The organism is Micromonospora sp. WMMD1082 (assembly GCF_029626175.1).
Lineage (GTDB): Bacteria > Actinomycetota > Actinomycetes > Mycobacteriales > Micromonosporaceae > Micromonospora.
This window is the reverse complement of sequence record NZ_JARUBM010000002.1, coordinates 6,441,089-6,459,814: the sequence shown is the minus strand read 5'-3', so window position 1 is coordinate 6,459,814 and position 18,726 is coordinate 6,441,089. Positions and strand designations below refer to the sequence as shown.

Annotated in this window: 20 protein-coding genes; 7 read left to right on the top strand and 13 right to left on the bottom strand. The window is 70.2% G+C overall.

What is annotated here, in order from left to right:
• Window positions 1-390: 390 nt before the first annotated feature.
• Both O7615_RS29795 and O7615_RS29790 read right to left on the bottom strand, forming a co-directional pair.
• The gene (locus O7615_RS29795) at window positions 391-1,878 is read right to left on the bottom strand and encodes a cellulase family glycosylhydrolase (protein WP_278181111.1); all 1,488 of its coding nucleotides are present in this window, start codon (window positions 1,876-1,878) and stop codon (window positions 391-393) included.
• A gap of 190 nt (window positions 1,879-2,068) precedes the next feature.
• Window positions 2,069-2,299, bottom strand: a complete 231-nt coding sequence (locus O7615_RS29790) for a hypothetical protein (protein ID WP_278181110.1) — start codon at window positions 2,297-2,299, stop codon at window positions 2,069-2,071.
• Between the two features lie 187 nt (window positions 2,300-2,486).
• On the opposite strand from O7615_RS29790, the gene O7615_RS29785 reads away from it, so the two are divergent.
• From O7615_RS29785 to O7615_RS29775, 3 genes are all read left to right on the top strand, one after another.
• Window positions 2,487-3,407, top strand: a complete 921-nt coding sequence (locus O7615_RS29785; RefSeq protein WP_278181109.1) for a hypothetical protein — start codon at window positions 2,487-2,489, stop codon at window positions 3,405-3,407.
• Window positions 3,408-3,516: 109 nt separating this feature from the next.
• The gene (locus O7615_RS29780; RefSeq protein WP_278181108.1) at window positions 3,517-3,840 is read left to right on the top strand and encodes a plasmid stabilization protein; all 324 of its coding nucleotides are present in this window, start codon (window positions 3,517-3,519) and stop codon (window positions 3,838-3,840) included.
• 78 nt (window positions 3,841-3,918) lie between these two features.
• Window positions 3,919-4,299 (top strand): hypothetical protein, encoded by a 381-nt coding sequence (locus O7615_RS29775; protein WP_278181107.1) that lies wholly within the window; start codon window positions 3,919-3,921, stop codon window positions 4,297-4,299.
• A gap of 293 nt (window positions 4,300-4,592) precedes the next feature.
• On the opposite strand, the gene O7615_RS29770 is transcribed toward O7615_RS29775, so the two are convergent.
• From O7615_RS29770 to O7615_RS29745, 6 genes are all read right to left on the bottom strand, one after another.
• Window positions 4,593-6,071: a radical SAM protein gene (locus tag O7615_RS29770; RefSeq protein WP_278181106.1), complete on the bottom strand. Its 1,479-nt coding sequence runs from the start codon at window positions 6,069-6,071 to the stop codon at window positions 4,593-4,595.
• A 132-nt stretch (window positions 6,072-6,203) separates the two neighbouring features.
• Entirely contained in the window at window positions 6,204-6,854 is a 651-nt protein-coding gene (locus O7615_RS29765; protein ID WP_278181105.1) for an HAD family hydrolase, read from the bottom strand.
• Between the two features lie 38 nt (window positions 6,855-6,892).
• Window positions 6,893-9,055, bottom strand: coding sequence for a hypothetical protein (locus tag O7615_RS29760; RefSeq protein WP_278181104.1), 2,163 nt, complete (start codon window positions 9,053-9,055; stop codon window positions 6,893-6,895).
• 173 nt (window positions 9,056-9,228) lie between these two features.
• The gene (locus O7615_RS29755; RefSeq protein ID WP_278181103.1) at window positions 9,229-10,248 is read right to left on the bottom strand and encodes an LLM class flavin-dependent oxidoreductase; all 1,020 of its coding nucleotides are present in this window, start codon (window positions 10,246-10,248) and stop codon (window positions 9,229-9,231) included.
• Window positions 10,249-10,366: 118 nt separating this feature from the next.
• A complete protein-coding gene (locus tag O7615_RS29750; protein WP_278181102.1) occupies window positions 10,367-12,817 on the bottom strand; it encodes a M14 family zinc carboxypeptidase in 2,451 nt (816 codons plus the stop codon).
• Window positions 12,818-12,941: 124 nt separating this feature from the next.
• On the bottom strand, window positions 12,942-13,412 hold the full coding sequence (locus O7615_RS29745) for a putative leader peptide (protein WP_278181101.1): 471 nt from the start codon (window positions 13,410-13,412) through the stop codon (window positions 12,942-12,944).
• Here O7615_RS29745 and O7615_RS29740 point away from each other — a divergent pair.
• On the top strand, window positions 13,399-13,857 hold the full coding sequence (locus tag O7615_RS29740) for a hypothetical protein (RefSeq protein WP_278181100.1): 459 nt from the start codon (window positions 13,399-13,401) through the stop codon (window positions 13,855-13,857). The genes O7615_RS29745 and O7615_RS29740 overlap by 14 nt on opposite strands.
• Before the next feature lie 72 nt (window positions 13,858-13,929).
• On the opposite strand, the gene O7615_RS29735 is transcribed toward O7615_RS29740, so the two are convergent.
• The gene (locus O7615_RS29735) at window positions 13,930-14,187 is read right to left on the bottom strand and encodes a hypothetical protein (protein ID WP_278181099.1); all 258 of its coding nucleotides are present in this window, start codon (window positions 14,185-14,187) and stop codon (window positions 13,930-13,932) included.
• A gap of 120 nt (window positions 14,188-14,307) precedes the next feature.
• Window positions 14,308-14,694 (bottom strand): metalloregulator ArsR/SmtB family transcription factor, encoded by a 387-nt coding sequence (locus tag O7615_RS29730; RefSeq protein WP_278181098.1) that lies wholly within the window; start codon window positions 14,692-14,694, stop codon window positions 14,308-14,310.
• Window positions 14,695-14,738: 44 nt separating this feature from the next.
• Here O7615_RS29730 and O7615_RS29725 point away from each other — a divergent pair, with 44 nt between their 5' ends.
• Window positions 14,739-15,218: an SRPBCC family protein gene (locus tag O7615_RS29725; protein ID WP_278181097.1), complete on the top strand. Its 480-nt coding sequence runs from the start codon at window positions 14,739-14,741 to the stop codon at window positions 15,216-15,218.
• Between the two features lie 178 nt (window positions 15,219-15,396).
• Here O7615_RS29725 and O7615_RS29720 read toward each other — a convergent pair whose 3' ends face one another.
• A complete protein-coding gene (locus tag O7615_RS29720) occupies window positions 15,397-15,651 on the bottom strand; it encodes a flavin reductase (protein WP_278181096.1) in 255 nt (84 codons plus the stop codon).
• Window positions 15,648-16,025, bottom strand: coding sequence for a hypothetical protein (locus O7615_RS29715; RefSeq protein WP_347405107.1), 378 nt, complete (start codon window positions 16,023-16,025; stop codon window positions 15,648-15,650). Before O7615_RS29715 ends, O7615_RS29720 begins: the two co-directional genes overlap by 4 nt.
• A 200-nt stretch (window positions 16,026-16,225) precedes the next feature.
• On the opposite strand from O7615_RS29715, the gene O7615_RS29710 reads away from it, so the two are divergent.
• Window positions 16,226-16,993, top strand: coding sequence for a DUF5753 domain-containing protein (locus tag O7615_RS29710; protein WP_278181095.1), 768 nt, complete (start codon window positions 16,226-16,228; stop codon window positions 16,991-16,993).
• Window positions 16,984-17,175 carry a DUF397 domain-containing protein gene (locus tag O7615_RS29705; protein WP_278181094.1) on the top strand — a complete coding sequence of 64 codons (192 nt, stop codon included), beginning with the start codon at window positions 16,984-16,986 and terminating at the stop codon, window positions 17,173-17,175. Before O7615_RS29710 ends, O7615_RS29705 begins: the two co-directional genes overlap by 10 nt.
• A 111-nt stretch (window positions 17,176-17,286) precedes the next feature.
• On the opposite strand, the gene O7615_RS29700 is transcribed toward O7615_RS29705, so the two are convergent.
• Window positions 17,287-18,534 carry a cellulose-binding domain-containing protein gene (locus tag O7615_RS29700; protein WP_278181093.1) on the bottom strand — a complete coding sequence of 416 codons (1,248 nt, stop codon included), beginning with the start codon at window positions 18,532-18,534 and terminating at the stop codon, window positions 17,287-17,289.
• Window positions 18,535-18,726: the final 192 nt, after the last annotated feature.

Sequence of the window (18,726 nt, the reverse complement as noted above, 5' to 3'; positions counted from 1 at the left end):
GAGGCCCCGCGCTCGGGTCGTTTCGGGTCGTGTTCGGGTCGCGTCCGCTCCTCCGCTCCTCCGCTCGCCCCGAGAGCCGGCGCGCCCGGTGAACGATCGACCAGGCCTCACCGACCGCGCCGGAGCGCACCGCGGCCAGCAGCAGACCGCGACCTGCCGGTCCGGTGCTGACGGCCGATCCGGCGCGCGTGAGGGGTGCTGCCAACGACCCGGGTCCGGCGTTGATAGCACAGACGGTTCAGCTCGACAGGGCGTACAGGAGGGTGCCTTGGCCGGCGGCCGTGCCTCCGTGCGGGGGCGACGGGGGGTGGATGCGTGTGGGGTGGGTGCGCGTGGCGCGGCCCCGGCGGTGCTCCGCCGGGGCCGCGGTGGTGCGGTGGTGCGGTCGGATCAGCTGGTCGGGAAGTTGTCCGGGGTGCGGATGCGGTCGCGCATGAAGACACCGGAGGGGGTGAGCACCGAGGTGCCGGTGTAGGTGCTGCCGTTGCAGGTGTTCGGCCGCAACGCCGCGCTGCCCTCGGCCTTGTCGGAGAACGTCCAGTTGGCGTACCCGATTCGGAGTCGGTCCAGCAGGTCCAGCCACTGGGCGCTGCTGACCAGGTCGGCGGCACCGTCACCGGTGTAGTCCACCGTGCCGAACTCGGTGACGAACAGCGGCAGCCGGGCGGCGGCCCGCTCCACCTCGGCGCGGTAGTTGTCCTTGTGCGACGCGGCGTAGAAGTGGAACGCGTACATGACGTTGCTGGCGTTCACCGGGTTGTTCACGATCTCGGTGTGGTCCGAGCCCTCCGAGACGCCCAGCGAGGACCAGGCCCGCGTGCCCACGATGACGACCGCGTCCGGGTCGTTGGCCCGGATCACCGGGATGACCTGGTCGGCGTAGCTCTTGATGTTCGCCCAGCTGACCCCGTTGGGCTCGTTGGCGATCTCGTAGATCACGTTGTTCTTCCCCGCGTGCCGCGCGGAGACGGCGGCGAAGAAGGTCTTGGCCCGCTCCAGGTTGTACAGCGGGTCACCCGGCGTGAGCGTGTGGAAGTCGATCATCGCGTACATGCCCCGGGCGGTGGCCATCTCGACCAGCTCGTTGACCCGGTTGGTGAAGCGGGTCGGGTTGGTCTCGTAGCCCTGCTCCTGTACGTACATGGCGATCCGGAACACGTCCGAGCGCCAGTCGGTGGCCAGCGCGTCGAGCGAGGCGTTGTTGTAGCAGTGGTCGAACCACTGGATGCCGTGGGTGCTCATGCCGCGCAGCTGGATCGGCCGGCCGTACTGGTTGCAGAGGTTGACTCCGCAGACCCGCAGCTGACCGTTGATGGCCACCGGGGTCGAACCTCCGGGCGGCGGGGTGGTGGGCGGCGGGGTCGTCGGCGGCGGCGTGGTGGGCGGGGGAGTGGTGGGCGGGGGAGTGGTGGGCGGCGGTGTGGTCGGCGGGGGAGTGGTGGGCGGCGTGGTCGCGCCCGTGCAGGCCGTGCCGTTGAGGGTGAACGAGGTGGGCGACGGGTTGGCGCCGGTGAAGGTGCCGTTGAAACCGATGTTGGTGCTGGCACCGGTGGCCAGCGAGCCGTTCCAGCTCAGGCTCCGCGCGGTGACGGCGCTGCCGCTCTGGCTCCACGTGGCGGACCAGCCCTGGTCGAGGCGCTGACCGGCGTCGGGGAAGCTGAAGCCGAGGGTCCAGTTGCTGACCGGGTCGCCGACGTTGGTGACGGTGACGCTCGCGGTGAAACCCCCGGACCAACTGTTCGTCGTGTAGGTCACGGAGCAGCCGGGCGCGGCCATCGCGTTGGTGGTGGGCATGGCCGCCAGTGCGCCGATGGTCAACGCGCCGACGGAGCCGGCGGTGACCAGCAGGCGCCGCAGGCGGCGCGGAGGATGCTTCATGGTGGACCGTCGCAATCTGCTCGTGGTGGTGGGTACGGCACTCCGGGACCGGGGACGGAGTCGCCGGGAGCGCTCCCACGGCAGCTTACGGTGTATCGAAACCATGACGCAATATTTAGGTACGTCGAAGTCTGGGGAATGGATGCGGCCCCGGGGCGACGCCCCGGGGCCGCGTACGGTCGGGTCTGTCTCACGTCTCCCCGGCGGCGCGTTGCCGGTCGGCCTCGGCGTCGTCGGCCCCGACCGGGGTCGGGTCGGTGTCCCGGTGTGCGTCGGTCAGGTCGATGTCGGCGCCAGCGCGGGCGGCGTCGGCCGCCGCGTCGTCCGCGCCGACCAACTCGCCTCCGCCGGTGTCGCCGTCGTCCGCGACAAGCTTGCCTGCCGCGGCGACCGCGAGCGGCGTGTACCTGGGATCGGTCATCTCGTCCTCCTCCTCGGCGGTGTTCCACAGGTACCCACCGCGTGGCGCGGGCACACCGCAACCGCCACCCGGCAACCAGTTGGCGCATCGACGGACGGGGGAGGGGATGACGGCCCGGCTTGCGCCCGTCACTACCCTGGCTCTGATCATCTGCCATCGAACCTCTCGACTTTGACAAGGGCATCAGATGAGTGACAGCCACCCTCCGTACGGCGGGCAGCAGCCGGACCCGAACGCCGCCCCGTGGGGCACACCGCCCGGTTCGCCGGCCGGCCCGCCGGGTTCGCCCGTCGGCCAGCCGCTGCCGCCCGGCTCCCCATTCGGCCAGGCCAGCGCGCCCGGTTACCCGTCGCCGTACGGCGCGCCGCCACCGCCGCCCCCGCCATACGGCGGGCCGCCGGCGAAGTCCTCGAACACGGCCCTCTGGCTCGGCCTGGGCATCGGTGCCGCCGTCATGGCGGTGCTCGTCGCCTGCGGTGGCACCATCGGCTTCTTCGTGCTGGCGGGCGACGACGACCCGGCACCGGTCGCGGGCGGGGCAAGCGTGACGCCCACGAGTAGCGCGCCGGCGATCGCCACACCCGCCGCGCCCGCGGACGAGCAGCCCGACAACAACAACGCGGTGACCGCCCGCAACTCCAGCGACATGTCGGCGGTGTGCGAGGGCAGCCCGATCCTCAACGCCGCGCCGTACACCGGCGCGAAGGGCACCAAGGTCTACACCTTCGCCAACTCCCCGGAGCGCCCGCAGTCCTGGCTGAGCAAGTCGGTCGGCTTCGACAAGCCGTACTACGCCAAGACCGCCGACTGGGCGTCGGTCTCCGTCGTCGGCTGCCTCACCTTCGAGGAGGGCAGCGAGGGCACGCCCCGCAAGTGCCAGTACAAGGACCGCGACGACAAGCAGGTCACCGTCGACTACGTCTCGTCGCGCTACACGCTGACCTTCTACTCCGCCAAGACCGCCGAGAAGATCGGCGAGGGCGGCCGGGTCAACGCCCCGGCGGTGCGGTGCCCCAGCTTCGTCTCCTACAACAAGGAGACCATGAGGGCGTACGCCCAGCCGGACACCGGCGCCATCGAGGTGGCCCTGGACAAGTTCACCTCCTGAGGCAGCGCCCACGCGCGGTGAGGCGGGTCGTCCCGCCGCGCCGCGCGTTTCGGGTACCCGGGCGTAGGGCATCCGACCATCGGACACTTCCGGTGGAGGGAGGCAACCCATGCCCGCAGGATCCAGCCCGAAGCGGGAATGGCAGTACGAGCACATCAAGGCGAGCGCGAAGAAGCGCGGCGTCTCCACCAGCCGGGCCGAGGAGATCGCGGCCCGGACGGTCAACAAGGAGCGGGCCCGCTCCGGCGAGTCGCGTACCGCCAGCCGGTCCTCGCTCGACGATGTCTCGTCCGGTCACCGCGGCGGCAAGCGCCCGCACAGCGGGGCCGGTGGACGCACCAAGGAACAGCTCTACAACGAGGCGAAGAAGCGCGGCGTGAAGGGTCGCTCGTCGATGTCGAAGGCGGAACTGGAGAAGGCACTCTCCCGCTGAGCGCCGCTGAGCGTGGCGGTGTCGGACCCGGCGACTAGCCTGTCGTCATGCCACAGTCGGTGACCCGGGGGAGTGTCGATGGCTGACGCCGAGGACGTCCGTCGCCTGGCCCTGGCGCTGCCGCACACGGTGGAGATCGACAGCGACGGCTTCGACTTCCGGGTCGCCGACAAGGGCTTCGTCTGGTCCTATCCCGAGCGGCAGCCCGGCAAGCCGCGCGTCATCCGTACCGACATCGCGGTGCTGTACGTCGGCGACGAGGCCGAGAAGCAGGCGCTGCTCCTCGGTGAGCCCGAACTCTTCTTCACCACGCCCGGCTACGACGGGTTTCCCCTGGTCATGCTGCGGCTGGCGGCGGTCGCCGTCGACCGCCTCGACGAGCTGATCACCGACGCGTGGCGGATGCGCGCGCCCGACGCCCTCCGCGCCGACCTGGACGGCGGCGCGCGCACCCCCTGACCCGGCGAAGGCCAGCCGACTGCGGTGCGTCCCGGCACGCAGTTCGTCGTCACTCATGACGAGATAGACGAGGGGGCAGTCGGCTGGGCCGGTCACGTCCAGCTGGCACAGGGTGCACGGCTCCTCGGGGCGAAGCGGGCACTTCGCGTCCGGCCTCAACCTCCGACCGCTCATGACACCAGCATGTCCACCCCGAAGCGCCGTCGGGTAGGCCGTTAGACCCGACCGGACCGGGACGGTGGGGCCGGAGTGGCGCCATCGGTGACGCGTGCGGCTCTGCCTCGGCCCGGACGTCAGGCGGACATCTCGGTCGGCCCCGGGGGCGCGGCCTGACGCGCCTGCTCCACCGATCGCAGGACGTCGGCGAAGTCGCGCCGCCACCCAGGGGCGTTCCAGGCGTAGCTGAAGGCCCAGGGAGCGACGCCGCGCAGCTCGACTCCGGGTGGTGGACGGGCCACCATCGGTGCGCCACGCACCATCTCCAGCATATTCAACGAGCAGTCGACCCGGCCGGCCGGAGCCGCCGCTCGTAGCCGAAGAAACCACGCCAGTTGTGCCTGCGCGTCCCGTTCCTGTTCACCCGGGTAACCGAAGATCAGATTGGTGACCACCGTGATGCCGTGCTCGGCCAGAGCGAGGATCAACTCCTGCAGCATCACGGGATCGGCCCGCTTGTCGAAGATCCGCTGACCCTCCGGCCTGATCGTCTCGACACCGATCTCCACCGTCGCGAGCCCTGAGGCTGCAACGAGGGGAGCCATGGAAATCAGCGCCCGGTTGGCCTTCGTCGTGGCGCTCCATCGGATCCCCGCGGCAGGTTCGCGCAGCAGTTCCTGGGCGAACGCCCGCAACATCGGTGCGGTGAACAGCGAATCCTTCAGCGAGAAGCGTCGAACCCCGTGCGCCTCTACCAGCGCGTCGACGGTCGCCCTCGCGGCCGTCGGGGCGAGGGCGGTGATCAGCGGCTCGACCAGGGGATAGGTGCAGAACGTGCACCGGCCGTAGGAACAACCGCGGGTGAATTGGAGCGGCAGGGTCAACCACCGTCGGTCGTAGTGGCGGAGCTGCCGCTCGGAGAAGCTCGGCAGGTACTCGAACGGAGTGTCGGCGGGACGTTCCGGCAGCAGTGGCCGCCGTACCCGCCGCGGGCTGAGCCGCGCCAGCACGGCTACGAACTCGTCCTCGCAGTGGCCGGGGAGCACGACGTCCGCCCCCTTCCCCAGTCGCCCGCCTGACCGCATCTCCTCCCGCAACAGGGTGACGTGGCTGCCGCCCAGCGCCGTCGTCGTCTCCGGCCAGATCTGCTTGGCGACTCGCAGCACCAGGAGGCCGACGAAGACCTGGGAGGGGCCCATCAGGGAGACGCCGACCATCGTCGGGGGACGATCGCACGAGGCGAGCAGATGATGTTCGAGCCATGCGCGCCAGGGTTCCCGGTCGGACAGCGCGGCAGCGACGGCGGCCGTCACAGTGGAGAGCGGGTAGTGCATCCCGGCGACCGGGTCGGCCGTATCGGGCAGATGCAGCGGCGGCTTGTCACGCAGGCCGGTGTGTGCGAAGAGCCACTGTGCGGCGGCCGCCACGCCCCGTCGGTCCTTGCCGTGGTCACCGAGCGTCCGCCCGAGTAGAGGAACGTGGTTGCCGAAGCGCTTCAGCAGGACAATGTTGAGATCCAGTACGTCGATGTGAAAGCCCGCGCGGGCGGCGGCGGTCGCGAGAATCGCCGGCCCCAGCGGCGGATTTGTATCCGATGGTGACGGTGGTGGTACCACGATCAGCGCGTCGCAGAGCCGAACCGGTGCGTCTGTTGGGGAGCACCGAGTATCCCAAGAAGACGACATGGGCATCCGCACGTCTGGTTAGCGATTGATTGCTCTCAGTGTACGGAACTGCTTGGTCGTGGTCTATACGCGGCCCAGGACTTCCCGTAGGTCATGGATCCGGAAGTCCGCAGTGCAGTTGCGGAACGCAAACTCGGGATGTGCGAAGAGGTAGGTGGTCCCGCCGGCAACGTCCGCAAGGAGCATGTCGCTGGCCGAGTCGCCGATGATGACTATCTCCTCGAATGCGGGCTTGCCGGCCAGATACTCGGCCAGTATGTCCTTCTTGGTGGTTTTCACGTCCCGGACGTGCTGGTCCACCGCGAACGCGCGTCCGGGCACGAAGTAATCCGTCAGCTCCAGCAGCTTGAGGAACATGTCGAGGGTGCCGGGGCGAGTGTTCGAGATGACGATCTGCTGGTGGCGGGCGCCTATCTCGGCCAGCACGTCGATGGCGTGCGGCGTCGGTCTCATCCAGCGGTACTGCAGCTCGGGCCGCTCTTCGGAGACCATGAAGCAGGCCTCCTGAAGCTCCATGTGGCGATCGTGGGTGTCCTCGGGGAGTAGGAAAGAGAAGTATTCGTACCACTTGTGTCCGTACAGGCGTCGGCCGTCTGCGTATGCGAATCGTTGCTCGTATCCGAAGGCCGCCAGCACCTCGTTGGAAATGTCGATCACGGCTCGGTCGTTGCCTTCCTCCAGTACGCCGTGCAAATCCCAGACAAAAAGTTTCACGAGCTTCCCTTCCGATTCTCACCTCGCATCGCCATGCCTCATTCCGCAAACGAGGTCGAGTTCGCGTCCGGTACGGGCGGGTTGGAGATCTCCAACAACATCTCGGACAGTTGCTCCTCCATCGGGTGCGTCAGGCCCAGTCCGGACAGCGCATCGATCGCCGAGCGAAGCGTGGACAGGGCGTGGCCATCGATGTTCTCACGCCGAACGTGGTAGATGTCCATGAAGGTATAGAGATCAACGAAGCGACGTTGCGCGGAGACTGTCCGAAACATGGGGTTCGCGAATATCGCTAGCATCCGCTTTGAGGTGCGTTCGTGGGACGCGTAGGGCGGCACGTCCAGGAATGGTGGACGACCGCTTCGCAGGTCACCGTAGTAGTAGAGGACGTATCCGCGACTGCAGGCTCGGAAGACCGCATCATGCTGCAGCAGCGAGAAGAAGCGGAAGAGGGCGGAGTCCGATCGGTGGTGGCACAAGGCCCACAGCAGCGAGTTCAGCAGGAACTCGTTCCGCTCCCGTCGCAGGAGCACGTGGAGGTGCCGGGGTGCCGTCGGACTCGTCCGTGAGATGAGGTAGACCAACAGGTTGCAGACGGTGAGCCGGTCAGCGGTGTCCAGACCCGGCTCGCGGCGTAGCTGACGATACAGCCCGGACAACCGCTCGCCGAGCCGGTCGTCGGCCAACTCCTGAAGTTGGCCGACCAGGTGATGCCGAATCTCCCGGGTGAGATCCCTGCGCAGCAACACCGCCGCCTGATCGGGCGGGAGCTCGGCGAGCAGGCGATCACGGATGTACCGGGCCAGCAGATGTTCGTAGAAGGAGTAGTGCAGGAATTCACCGACCTCCGTGCCATGCAGTGTGCGGCGGTCGATCACCTGATCGAGTGCCCGGATCTCGGCGCCGTGCCCCCGCTCGGAAGCGAGTTCCGCGTGGAGTTCGGCCATCGGGATGGCGTCGGCGGGCAGTTCGCGTGAGTGCACGAACCAGGCTGCCGCCTGCCAGCTGACCAGTGACTGACCACTCCAGGTCGGATGGCTGCCCCGCACGGCGAAGTCGGTGGCGCGGCTGAGCTGGCTAAGGTACTCGCCGTACAGCTTGCTCGCGCTGCTGATCCGGGTCGCCGCGTCATTCCCGATGAAGGTGAGCATCCGGGCGTAGAGCGGGCGCATCACGAGCCGGCCCAACTGTTCCGAGGCGACCACCGTCCGGTAGAGACCGGGATCGGCGATCAAGCCTCTGCGTTGTAGCCGGGACAGGTAGTCGGCGAACTCGACCTCTACCGACCAGCCCGTCAGCCGGAACACCTCGTCGAATCCGACCGTGGTGGTCTCGAAGGCGATCCACTCCTCGTACTCCCTGGTGCGGGAGGTGACGAGTGCGGGGGCGTGGCGGAGCAGCTGCATGAGCGCCGTGGCGAGCGGGCCGCCGCCGGCCAACTCGCTCGCTTCGTCCAAGCCGTCGACCAGCACGACGGTGCCCGGCAGTATCGCGTCGTCCACCATCGACCCGCGGACGTCATCGAGGACGTCCGCGGCATCCAGTGCGCGCAGCGGGATCGGCAGTAGCCCGACATCCTGCAGCGCGAGCGCCACCCCGTAGAGCGAGAGGCTCTTGCCGGAGCCCGGCTCGCCCAGCAGAAGCACCGACTTTCCGCGCCGGAGACGATCCACCAGCGCTGCCACGGCCTGCTCGCCCGTCTCGGGGTCGCGCTCGTGGTACGGAGCCAGTCGGCCGGGCACGAAGAGGTTCATGCGATGCAGCTCCGCCAGGCTCAGATCGAGCGGGTACGCGGTTCTCCGGCGGCCGAGGCGGCCGAGCAGTTCCCCTGACAGGCGTCTCAGCTGGCTGCCTCGCTTCTCGGCTAGGTCGCGCAGAGCAGTCTCGTTGTCGCCGACCGCCGGGCTCTGCGGTGGCTCCACGGCGCCAGGTAGAGGTGGCAGGGCGGGCTCCACCCCGGGCTGCCCGACGGCGTCGTCTCTCGTCGCGGGGGGCCATGCCGTCAGCACGATGGTCAGGCCGACCAGAAGGAGCGCAAGGATGCCGAGGGAGTGCCAGGGATGGGTACGGACGATTTCGAGCCAACCGGGCCAACGCTGCTGGGCTGACGCCTCGTTCGTGATCAACCCGGTCAGCACAGTCGCCGCGGAGAGCACGCCGGTGATCGCGATCGCCACCGCCATCCGCCGTGTTCGCATCATCGGCATCCCCGGCATTCCATGGTGGTTCGACGATCGTGGTGCTTCGGCAACGCCCCCTGCGCGAAAGCGCAAATCACGATGGGTAACGAGGGGCAGACTCAAGGCTAGCGCCTCCCATTGATCAAGCTCATCGATGGGTGCCGCCCGGTGGCCAGGCCCTTCGGTCCTCGGGGTCAGCCGGTTGGGCGCCAGCCGAGTGCCGGGCCGAGCCGGGTCGCCATGTCGGTGAGGATCTGCACGTAGTCGGCCGGCGCGAAGGTGAACGGCAGCGCGAAGGCGACCTCGGTCACCTCGCGGAACGCCGCGTGCGCCGAGAGCCGCTCGGCGATCACCTCGGCCGGGCCGACGAGGTCGGGGGCGAACATCATCCGGGCCGGGCCCTGCGGCGACGCGGTACGCGGGGCGTGCTGGCGGGCGTACGCCTCGTATCGCTCGCGTTGCGCGGGCGTGGCCGTGTCGGTGGGGATGACCACGAGCCCCTGGGAGACCCGGGCCCGGTCACCGTCCCGGTGGTGGGCGCGGAAGGTGCGGATGTGCGACAGCTGGATCTCGGCGAAGTCGGTGCCCTCCTCGGCCTTCACCACGCTGCTGGTGAGCAGGTTCATGCCCTGCTCACCGGCCCAGCGGGCCGAGCCGAGGCTGCCGGCGCCGTACCACATCCGGGTGCCCAGCCCGGGGGAGTGCGGCTGGACCCGGCGGGAGAACACCTCGAAGCCCTCCACCCCGTCGAACTCGCTGGCCGGCTCGCCCCGGACGAGGTCGAGCAGCCGGCGCACCCGGGTGTAGCCGAAGTCCTCCGCGTCGGCGCTGTCCGGGTACAACGCCTCCCGGACCCGGTCGTAGTGCAGCGGTGGCCCGACGCTCACCCCGGGGTTGAGCCGCCCGGCGGAGAGGATGTCGACGGTCGCCAGGTCCTCGGCCAGCCGCAGCGGGTTCTCCCAGCCCAGCGGGATGACCGCGGTGCCGAGGTCGATGTGGCGGGTCCGCTGCGACGCCGCCGCCAGGACGGCGACCGGCGAGGAGATGCCGTACTGGAGGTGCCGGTGGCGTACCCAGGCGCTGTCGAAGCCGAGCTGCTCGCCCAGCTCGATGAGCTGCATGGTCGACTCGTGACCGGCGCCGGGGTCGGCCTCGTCGAACAGCCCGATGGTGAGGAAGCCGAGCTTGCGCAGCGGCGGCGGGGATGCGGACACGGGTGCCTCCGTCGCGGATCAGGTCGCCACCATAACCCATCCAACGGATGGGAATTGCGGGTATGGGTGAGGGCCCGGAGCGACGCTGCTCCGGGCCCTCACGAGCGACGGGATCAGGTCACCGCGTCGGCTGGGCGGCCCACAGCAGTGCCCGACCCAACTGCGGTTGGAGCCCCTTCGGGTGCAGCCGGAACGTCGGGTTGGTCCCGAAGAGCACCACCCCGTTGCCGGCGGGGCCCACGCTGCGCACGACACTGGCCTGGCCGGCGGCGGCGGACCGCCCGGTCGTCCCGGTGCTCACCCACCAGCCGGCGAGCAGCGGATCCGCTGCGTACGCCTGGTCCACGGTGACCCCGGCACCGAGATTGGTGAACCAGACCGGCTGGCTGATGAACGCGTACCGGCTCGCGTCGGCGGTGACCGGGCCGCCCCGGTTGACGACGTCGGCCACCCCGCTGGCCAGTGACGGCCCGGCCGTGGCGGTGACGCTCAGCAGCGAGGTGGCGTTGCCGAAGGCCGCCCCGGCGGTGCCGAGGCCGACCACCCCGCCGCCTCGGGCGAGGTACGCGTCGAGCGCCGCCCGGTTCTCCGCCGTCAGGTTCGCCAGGTTCAGGTTGCTGCCGACCAGCAGCACGTCGACCTCGTCGGTCAGCGTGTCGGCCAGCGTGGCGGCGGTGACGGCCCGGGTCGGGAAACCGAGGGCGGCCAGCGTGTCGCGCTGCTCGACGCCGCCCAGGTAGCCGACTACGGTCTCGCCCAGCGGGGTTCCCGTCCAGCGGGCCGGCGCGCGTTCGAAGGTGACGCCATAGGTCCGGACCGCCGCCTGGAGCGCCGCGCGGCTGCCGGGGGCGGCCGGTACCACCACCGACCCGTCGGCGAGCCGGTGGACCCGCAGACCCTTGCCGATCAGCGAGTTGACCACCAGCAGGTCGGCGGCGTCCTGGAGGTTCAGCCGTACGTCCGGGTTGCCCGGCGGCAGGGTGCCCCGGGCCACGCCGTCGTGCACCCGGGTGAGCGCCACCTTGGGCAGCTTCCTGTCCCACAGGGTGTCGACGGTGGCGCCCCAGGTCAGCCCCTGGCTCCAGGCGGCCGGCCCGGCGTAGAGGTCGTCCACCCGGTCGGTGAGGTCGATGCCCGGTTCGAGCAGCGAGTTGACCAGTCCCCGCTTGGGCTGGTGCAGGTCCACCACGTACGACCCGGCGGGGTAGCTGCGACCCCCGGCCCGGAAGGCGTGCCTGGCCTGCCACACCCGACCGCCGCTGCCGATCAGCAGATCCACCAGCCGCGCGGCGGCCGGCTCGGAACGCTGCCCGGCACCGGTCGGGATGACGTACGCGCGAGGGAAGACGGTGTGGTAGTTGTCCTCCGGACCCCAGCCCGGCACGTAGTCGTCGGGGATGTCCCGCAGCGGCTCACCGGCCCAGCCGCGCCGGTACACCTCGGCCTGGTCGTGCAGCACCTCGGCGCGGTGGTCCTGGATGTACCGCAGCGACGACCTGATCGCCACCTCGTGCACGTCGGTGTTGATGGCGGAGCGACGCACCCGCTCCTCGGGGGTCAGGTTCGCGCCGCGCGGGTTGAGCGGCGCCTCGATGGTGTACGGGATGCTGCTCTGCAACAGCGCGAAGGACGGCACGTAGATCGGCGGGAAGTCGTCCCAGACCCCGGGTGCGTCGTCGCGGAACGGGATCCGGGCCCGCTGCGTCTCGGGGTAGCCGAGCGCCCGCAGGTCCTCCTCGATGGCCAGCGCGTTCGGCAGGGCGTGCTTGATGAACAGGTCGTACTCGTTGTTCACGTTGTGCGGCGGAGTGCTCGGGTGCAGCAGCGTCGGGTTGACGTACCCGTGCAGGTCGAGCGTGATGATCGGCTTGGTGTCGATGATCAGCTCACGGATCAGGTTCGTCTCGGGCTGCGAGACGATGGTCAGGTCCCGGTTGAGGTCGTACCCGTTGCCGTTGGCGCGGGTGCCGGCGATGCGCCCGTCCGGGTTGGACGTCACGTTGAAGATCAGCCGATTCCGCGTGAGCAGCCGCGCCACCTCGGGGTCGGTGCTGGTGGCGAACTCCTCAATGACCCGCAGCGCCGCGTCGGTGCCTTCCCACTCGTTGCCGTGGATGTTGGCGTTGACGAACAGCGGGGTCTTGTACCCGGCCAGCAGCCGGCGGTCGGTGCGGGCTCGGACCGGATCGTCCTCGATGAGGCGCTTCCACTCCTCCTGCTGGCGGGCCTCCGCGCGGGTCTCCGGGGCGGTGACGACGACCGCGTACAGGTCGTGGCCGCCGCTGGACCGGCCGGCCACCCGGGCGGAGACCCGGTTGCTCGCGGCCTGTAGCGCGTTCAGCTTCGGGGCGATCTCGTGGTAGGGGATGACGCCGATCGGGATGGAGGCGTCGGCGGGGTTCTCCGGCCAGACCGGCAACACGTTCTGCCGGGGGTATCCGGCGATCTGGGAGAGGTGGGGCGACGACGGTGGCACGGCCGGCAGCGCCGAGGCGTGTGCCGGCCCGGTCCAGGCCGCCGTACCGAGCAGGGTGAGGGCGAGCCCGGCGGTGGCCAGGCGTACGGACATCTTGTGCACGATGGACAGCACTCCTGTCGGGGAGTAGCGGGATGCCGTGCGCGGGCGCGGCGGTAGGGCCGGAGACCTACGGCGGAGACAGACGCCCGCGGCGGGCGGTGAACGGAACCCGGCGTCAGCGGCAGGGTCGACAGGCGGCGCTGGCGACGCGCAGCAGGTCGATGTGACCTCGCTTGGTCAGATAGGCGCTTCGCACAGAAAGATCCTTCCCCGAACCATGCCGGAGTGTCAATGTTCTGCTGCGGTCGGTGTTCTGCTCCGGCGTCGCATACCCGCGTTGCGGTCCGGGTACGTGATCCACGAGGACGGCGCGGTGCACCGGTCCGCCGATCATCGGCGGCGCCCGCGCCGGGATGAGGGGGCGGAGAATGTCGATGCGCAGGTGGCTCGCTGGTGCGGGCGTGGTGGTACTGGCCGTCTCGACCGGAGCTTGCGGTGAGGCGACCTCTCCCGACGACGTCGCCGGCTCTCCGACCGGCACCAGTACGCCCGTCGCCACCGCGACGACGACCCCGGCGCCCACGCCGACGGAGTCGACGCCGGCCAGCCCGACGCCGACCGCGACCTCACCGGTGCTGTCGGGCACCCGCCAGGTCACCGTCACCCGGGTCGACGGGTTCGAGGCGGGGCTGTCGTTGACCGATGATGGCCGGTTGGCCGAGGTCGACGACGACAGCGGCCGGCAGCTGTTCGTGCCGACCCCGCTGGACGGGCAGGACTTCCTGATCAAGTCGTACCGGGGGGCCGGCGGCGGTCCCGGCACCGGCGAGCCGCGCTGTTGGCAGGTGCGCAACCCGGGCAACAGCCAGCCGTTGGTGGTGCAGGGGGCCGCCTGCAATGAGGACGAGCCACGACAGCGGTTCACCATCGCCCCGGCCGAGGGCGCGGACGAGGCGTTCCTGATCAGCAACAACTCGGCGTACCTGCGGCACTCCCGGGAGAACGGGCTGATCCTGGAGGAGTTGGGTGACGCCGCACCCACGACCAGCTTCCGGTTCAACGACAACGGACCCGCACCCGACCAGAAGTGATCGGAGCTGACCCAGGTGGTCGACCGGGGAGACGTGCCCGGTCGACCACCAGGCGGTGGGCCGACCGCCCGGTCAGCGCGGGAACGCGGCCACCGCGCCGATCACCTGCACCGCGATCCAGGCGCCGATCGCGAGGAGTACCAGGGACGTCAGCGCCGCGAACACCCGGCCGACGAAGCTGCGGGGCCGATCGGCGACATGAGGCGCCGCCCGGCGGTGCTGGATGAAGGCCCGGTGCTGATCGATGGCCCGCTGCGAGGCCGCCGCGGTATCCCGGGCCGCCTGCTGGGCGGCCTGCTGGTGGGCCCGCATCCCAGGGCTGTCCGACATGATTCCCTCCCGTCGCCGGCCGTGCGCCCGTCGCGTACGGCTATCCAGCAGAGGAGCGACCGGCCAGCCAGATACCAGGTCGGGAAACGGATCCCGGACCATCCCCACGTCGGCCTCGGGTCAGCCGGCGGCGTGACCGGCCTGCTGATCGGGCGTACGGCGGTCAAGCTCGGTCCTGAGGGTGGCGAGCATCCCCACCGCGGCGCTGGCGTACTCGCCGATCCACCGGTCGTGGATGTGCTTGATCGGCTGCGGGTCGAGGTGGTTCCACCGCTCGCGGCCCTTGCGCTGGGCGATGACCAGCCCGGCTGCCTCCAGGACCCGAAGGTGCTGCATCACCGTGCACCGGTCCAGCTGGGGGAAGCGCTCGCACAGGTCTCCGGTGGTCCGGGCGTGGTCCTTCAGTAGGTCGAGGATTCGCCGCCGGGTCGGCGACGCCAGCGCCTTGAAGACGCCGTCCTCGTCAACCGGTTCCGGCTCGGGTGGCTGACCGCGGCGAGCTGACATGTTATAGAGATATAACATATCAGCGGACGGGAAAGGAGATCACCATGGACCTGCGGTTCAAGATCGCCGGACGGATCAGTCGCCCGGTGAGCGAGGTGTTCGAGGCGGTGGTCGATCCCGACCAGCTCTCCCGGTACTTCACCACCGGCGGCGCGAAGGGCCGGCTCGTCACGGGTGCCACGGTCAGCTGGGACTTCGCCGACTTCCCCGGGGCGTTCCCGGTCGAGGTGGTCGAGGTCGAACAGGATCGGCGGATCGTGCTGCGGTGGGAGGCGGCCGACGGCGCGCAGTCCACCACCGACGCGCCGGTCGCGGGCGCGTCCTACTTCACCATTGTCACCATGGAGTTCGAGCCGTTGGGTGACGATCGCACCCTGGTCACCATCGCCGAGGAGGGCTGGCGCTCCACTCCCGAGGGGCAACGGGCCTCGTACGGCAACTGCGAGGGCTGGACCAACATGCTCTGCTGCCTGAAGGCGTGGCTGGAACACCGCATCAACCTCCGCGCCGGCTTCTTCGCCTGACGGGCCGGCGCCGGGCTGCGGTGCAACTTTCCTGTTGTTGCTGTCTCGACCCGAGTTGACCCAGCAACAACAGGGAAGTTGCTGGCTGCCACCCCTGGCAGCCAGCCGCCACGGCCAGCCGCTATGGGCCCGCCTCGGGACCGGGGCCGGGGGAAGGGCGTGGTCCCGAGGCGGGCGGCTATAGGGCGTGGGCTCGTGCCCAGGCGGTGAACCGCTCGTAGAGGGCGGTCGGGTTGGCGGCTGCCTCCGATCCGGCGAGTTGGGCGGTCGCCTCCGCCCACAGCGTCGCCAGGTGGATCAGCAGGGCCGCGCGCCGGCCGCCGTACTCGGCCAGTAGGCCCAGCTTCGCCGCACCGCAGGGCCACGCGATCCCACAGGCTCGGCAGCGCCAGGTGGGACGGGACGCCACGTGCTCCCGGCGGCGTGCGTTCACCCGTCGACCCTGACCGGCGTACGTCGGGCGGGGACGCCCCGGCCGGCGGATCTGATCGGTGGCGGTGGCGCCGGGCGCATCCCCTCGGGCATCACGTACAGCTCCCGGCGCGCGATCGCGTCCCCCGTGGCGTCGAGCTGATAGGCCTCGATCCACGTCCAGCCGGTGAACGGATGCCGATCCAGCCGCTCCCGGATCACCCGGACCGTGATCGGCCGGACGAACTGCGGGGAGGCGTCCCGGGTCAACAGATAGACGCCGGGACCGACGGTGGGCGTGCCGTCGTGGCGCCGCGCCGGCGTTGGCGGCGGCGGTCGTGCCGGGGACGACCAGCGGGACGCGGGTACGGCGTTCGCGGGCTTCCTCGTGGGCATGGTGCCTCCTCCATCGACCGGCGGTGGGAGGGGCCGCCCGGCGCGCGAGGTTGTGGGCGGCCCCGACGGCGGTCCCGACGGGCTCCGTCGCCCCGCCGACCTCGCCGTCTCACCAACACCTTGCCGTGGGTCTCTGGACAACCACACAGCGTTACGGGATCTTTTTGTGGGCAGTTGTTTTGTTCTAGTGAGGAGCAGGTATGAACCATGCGTTTGTTGCGGCGCTCGCGGAGGCCGGCCACACCGCCGAGAGCCTCTCGGGCCGACTCGGCGTCCATCCGAAGACGGTTGCCCGCTGGGCAAAGCCGGGGCACATCCCGCAGGGCAGGCATCGTGCCACGGCTGCCGAGCTGCTCGGAAAGGATGTCGACGCCCTCTGGCCCGACGCCGTCCGGCGCCGCGAGCCGGTCTGGTTCCGGCCCTGGGTCGACATCGAACGCGAGGCGGCCACCCTGCGCGCCTTCCAGCTCGCCTGGGTGCCCGGCCTGCTCCAGACCGAGGCGTACGCGCGGGCCACGCTGGCGGGCGGGGTGCTGACGGCCGATGCGGTGGAGGATCTCGTCGCCGCGCGGCTCGCCCGGCAGGCGATCCTGCACCGCGAGCGGGGTCCGCTGCTGGTGGCGGTGCTGGACGAGGGCGTCCTGCGCCGGCGGGTGGGCGACGACCGGGCGCTCATGGCGGGCCAGCTCGCGCACCTGCTCGCCTGTGCCGAGCTGCCGAGCCTGCAACTGCACGTGGTGCCGGCCGACGCGCCCAGCTATCCCGGGCTGGACGGACCCTTCACCATCGCCGACATGCCCGACAACAGCCGGGTGGCGCATGTGGACAGTCCGGCGCAGGCGCAGATCCTGGACCAGGCATCCGACCTTGTTACGCTGGAACGACGGTGGGAACGGATCCGCGGGGAGGCGCTTCCCCGGAGGCGTTCCCTGGATCTCCTCAGGGAAGCGGCGGCATCATGGACCTGACCGGCGCGCGGTGGCGCAAGAGCAGCAAGAGCGGTGGCAACGGCGGCGACTGCGTCGAGGTGGCCGGCAACCTGCCCGGCGTCGTCGGCGTACGCGACTCGAAGGACCCGGCCGGGCCGGCGTTGGTCTTCGCCCCGGCGGCCTGGCGGGCGTTCGTCGCCCGGGTTGTCGAGGACGCCTGAAACCATCCGCGTCGAGGCGCCCACCCGGTCGGGATGGGCGCCTCGTCTGCGCGGTCGCCGGGCGCGGCCCGGCACCGCCGGCCGGCGCTGCCGGGAGCCCGTCGGTGGTGATCAGTAGCCGTAGCGGCTCTTGAGGTGGCGCCACCAGTCGCGGAGCATCCAGGCGTCGAACTCGGTGATGGAACTGGCGCTGCCCGCGCGCATGATGAAGCCGCCGACGCCGCTGGGCGTCCAGTCGTAGAAGTCGTCCAGGCCGAAGGTGTGGCCTATCTCGTGCAGCAGGATGGTCATGTTCTCCGCGTTGAGGTTGTTCATGTAGTACTCGCGGCCCATCCGTTGGCCCCAGTCGCCGCCGGCCCCACCGCCGAACCCGTCGGTGAGCCAGAGCGACTGGTCGTAGTGTCGGGCGGCGCCGCCGGGGCAGTTGGGGTACTGGCCGTTCTGGTTGAAGAAGCGACCGCACTCGGGGGCGCACTGGGGGGCGTTCTCGCGGATGTTGTTGACGTAGATGTCGACGGAGGCGTCCGTCCACTGCAACTGGCTGCGGTTGCGGACGGCCCAGCCGACCACCCTGACCGGCACATCCTGGTAGGGCCAGGCGTTGTGGCCGACCATCACGTCCATCCACTTCTTGTACTGGCGGGCGAGGGTGGCGTGGATCTGGTCGCGTTGGGCGGCGGTGACCGTGGCGGTGGAGTCCCACCGGACGCAGAAGTTGACGTATCCGCGGTTGGCCATGACCTGATCCCAGCCGTAGTTGCGGAAGGCGTACGGGTTGCCGTTGTTGTAGGTCTGTTCGACGTGCTGCCACACCTGGTTGAGCGGGGTGACCAGGTGGGCCGGCGGGTTCCAGCCGCTGGTCGGTGGCGGCGTGGTCGGCGCGGGTGTGGTGGGTGCGGGCGTGGTCGGCGCGGGTGTCGTCGGTGCCGGGGTGCCCGGCGCGCCGGTGCAGGTCACGCCGTTGAGGGCGAAGGAGGTGGGCGCCGGGTTGCTGCCGCTCCAGGAGGCGTTGAAGCCGAAGGAGGTGCCGGCCCCGGTGCCGAGGGAAGCGTTGTAGCTGACGTTGGTGGCGGTGACCCGGCTGTCGCTCTGGCTCACGGTGGCGTTCCACGCCTGACCGATCCGCTGCCCCGCGGCGTACGTCCAGGTCAGCGTCCAGCCGTTGATCGGGTCACCGAGATTGGTGACGGCGACGTCGGCGCCGAATCCACCGGACCACTGGTTGGTGACCCGGTAGTCGACCCGGCAGCCCGGCGCGGCCGCCTGCGCACCGGTCGCCGCGAGCGCTGCACCGCCGGTGGTGGCCAGCGCGGCGATCACCGCCACCGCGATGTGGCGGGCTGTTCTCGACGATCTCATGGGCGGTCCTCCACTGTCGGGGCCCGGTGGCCGGCGGCGTCGACCACGAGGCGCTAATAGATAGGCGCGAATCTAAACTAAGTGGTGACCGTCGGCGGCGGTGGGCTCCGCTGTTTCGCGACCTCCGACGTAACCGGTGCGTACGTCTTGCCGAAACGATTTTCGTAGGCGAGGGTGGCGTACTTGCGCTGC

Excerpts from the sequence above, each read along its gene's own strand:
- O7615_RS29795 (WP_278181111.1), bottom strand. The coding sequence starts at position 1,878 with ATGAAGCATCCTCCGCGCCGCCTGCGGCGCCTGCTGGTCACCGCCGGC.
- O7615_RS29790 (WP_278181110.1), bottom strand. The coding sequence starts at position 2,299 with ATGACCGATCCCAGGTACACGCCGCTCGCGGTCGCCGCGGCAGGCAAG.
- O7615_RS29785 (WP_278181109.1), top strand. The coding sequence starts at position 2,487 with ATGAGTGACAGCCACCCTCCGTACGGCGGGCAGCAGCCGGACCCGAAC.
- O7615_RS29780 (WP_278181108.1), top strand. The coding sequence starts at position 3,517 with ATGCCCGCAGGATCCAGCCCGAAGCGGGAATGGCAGTACGAGCACATC.
- O7615_RS29775 (WP_278181107.1), top strand. The coding sequence starts at position 3,919 with ATGGCTGACGCCGAGGACGTCCGTCGCCTGGCCCTGGCGCTGCCGCAC.
- O7615_RS29760 (WP_278181104.1), bottom strand. The coding sequence starts at position 9,055 with ATGATGCGAACACGGCGGATGGCGGTGGCGATCGCGATCACCGGCGTG.
- O7615_RS29750 (WP_278181102.1), bottom strand. The coding sequence starts at position 12,817 with ATGTCCGTACGCCTGGCCACCGCCGGGCTCGCCCTCACCCTGCTCGGT.
- O7615_RS29735 (WP_278181099.1), bottom strand. The coding sequence starts at position 14,187 with ATGTCGGACAGCCCTGGGATGCGGGCCCACCAGCAGGCCGCCCAGCAG.
- O7615_RS29730 (WP_278181098.1), bottom strand. The coding sequence starts at position 14,694 with ATGTCAGCTCGCCGCGGTCAGCCACCCGAGCCGGAACCGGTTGACGAG.
- O7615_RS29725 (WP_278181097.1), top strand. The coding sequence starts at position 14,739 with ATGGACCTGCGGTTCAAGATCGCCGGACGGATCAGTCGCCCGGTGAGC.
- O7615_RS29715 (WP_347405107.1), bottom strand. The coding sequence starts at position 16,025 with ATGCCCACGAGGAAGCCCGCGAACGCCGTACCCGCGTCCCGCTGGTCG.
- O7615_RS29710 (WP_278181095.1), top strand. The coding sequence starts at position 16,226 with ATGAACCATGCGTTTGTTGCGGCGCTCGCGGAGGCCGGCCACACCGCC.
- O7615_RS29705 (WP_278181094.1), top strand. The coding sequence starts at position 16,984 with ATGGACCTGACCGGCGCGCGGTGGCGCAAGAGCAGCAAGAGCGGTGGC.
- O7615_RS29700 (WP_278181093.1), bottom strand. The coding sequence starts at position 18,534 with ATGAGATCGTCGAGAACAGCCCGCCACATCGCGGTGGCGGTGATCGCC.